Annotated in this window: 1 pseudogene; it reads left to right on the forward strand. The window is 58.2% G+C overall.

What is annotated here, in order from left to right:
- Nucleotides 1-103 precede the first annotated feature (103 nt).
- Nucleotides 104-1,359, forward strand: a pseudogene (locus B4967_RS02915) (IS256 family transposase).
- The last annotated feature ends 30 nt before the right edge of the window (nucleotides 1,360-1,389 follow it).

Here is a 1,389-nt window from a genome sequence, read left to right on the forward strand (position 1 = left end):
ACGAGCTATGGTGATTTCTGGTGTATGGAAGCAGGCTGAAGGGGTGGCGTATCCTGTTGGTTGATCACCGCCAAGATCACAACCAACAGAGGAATGATACGCCATGTCCAAGTCTAACCTGCACGCTCTTTCACAACCAGAGGTGGCCACCACCGACCCATTGCACGAGCTGATCCGTCAGGGTGCCCGTGACCTGATTGCCAAGGCGGTCGAGTTCGGAGCTTCAGGGCTTGCTGAACCAGTATGCCGATGTTTCAACACCTGATGGGCGCCAAGCTGTGGTGCGCAACGGACACCTACCCAAGCGCACAATCCAGCCAGGCGTTGGGGATGTTGACGTTCAGGTGCCCAAGGTCAGAGACCGCAGCGGCTCCGGCATTCGCTTTAACAGCCAGCTCCTGCCGCCGTACTTGAAGCGGGCTCGGAGTCTGGATGAGCTCATCCCTTGGCTCTACCTGCGAGGGGTCTCCTCTGGCGACTTTCAGGAGGCTCTGAACGCCTTGGTCGGTGAGCAGGCCAAGGGGTTGTCCGCCAATACGGTGACCCGGCTCAAGGCCCAGTTGGCTGAAGGAGCACGAGGAGTGGTGTCACCGTGACCTGGGCCAGAAGCGCTACGTTTACTGGTGGGCGGACGGTGTCTACAGCAATGTCCGCCTGGATGACCGGCTCTGCCTGCTGGTGATCATTGGGGTCACTGAGCACGGCCACAAGGAGCTGGTGGCTGTTGAAGATGGCCACCGGGAGTCTGAAGCCAGCTGGCGTGAGCTGCTCACTGGCTTGCGGGAACGTGGCCTGGATCATGCGCCCAAGCTGGCCGTAGGCGACGGGGCTCTGGGCTTCTGGAAAGCGCTGAGCAAGGTGTTTCCGGAAACCCGGCACCAGCGGTGCTGGGTGCACAAGACCGCTAACGTACTGGACAAGCTGCCCAAGTCAGTACAACCGAAAGTGAAGTCAGCCTTGCACGAGATCTATCTGGCGGAGACCCGTGACAGCGCACACAAGGCCTTTGACAGCACGTTGAAGCGGTTTCAGGACAAGTACCCGAAGGCCATGGAAAACCTTGAGAAGGACCGGAACGAGCTGTTGGCCTTCTACGATTTCCCGGCCATTCACTGGATTCACTTGCGGACCACCAATCCGATTGAATCCACCTTCGCCACCGTGCGGTTAAGAACCAAGCAGAGCCGATCCTGCGGCTCTCGCGACACCACCTTATCGATGGTGTTCAAATTACTCCAATCCGCCCAAAAACGCTGGAAGCGGATCAAGGGGTTCGACCAACTGAAGCTGGTCGTGGACAACGTCCAGTTTCGGGATGGAGAGCAGGTGGATGATCAAACTGGCAGAGACGCCGCCTGATGGTCATACACCAGATTTGACAATAACTCC

Source organism: Vreelandella lionensis, from assembly GCF_002087295.1.
Classification (GTDB): Bacteria; Pseudomonadota; Gammaproteobacteria; order Pseudomonadales; family Halomonadaceae; genus Vreelandella; species Vreelandella lionensis.